The sequence below is a fragment of the Neisseria sp. P0008.S010 genome, assembly GCF_051962715.1.
Taxonomy (GTDB): Bacteria; Pseudomonadota; Gammaproteobacteria; order Burkholderiales; family Neisseriaceae; genus Neisseria; species Neisseria elongata.
This window is the reverse complement of record NZ_JBQCVA010000457.1, coordinates 1-231: the sequence shown is the minus strand read 5'-3', so window position 1 is coordinate 231 and position 231 is coordinate 1. Positions and strand designations below refer to the sequence as shown.

The following is a 231-nucleotide window of genomic DNA, read 5'->3' as shown; positions in this document are numbered from 1 at the left end:
GGCTTGAATGTACCCGCAAAGGAAGCCCCGGCTAACTTCGTGCCAGCAGCCGCGGTAATACGAGGGGGGCAAATGTTGTTCGGAATCACTGGGCGTAAAGGGAGCGTAGGCGGGTGTTTAAGTTAGGTGTTTAATCCTGGGGCCCAACCCCAGACAGGCACCTAAAACTGGACATCTTGAATAGGGGAGAGGCCAGCGGAATTGGGGGTGTAGCGGTGGAATGCGTAGAGA

1 rRNA gene is annotated in these 231 nt (G+C 55.8%); it reads left to right on the top strand.

Annotated elements, in window-relative coordinates:
* Positions 1-231: ribosomal RNA gene (locus ACTHSL_RS14325) — 16S ribosomal RNA — on the top strand; the annotation flags it as partial.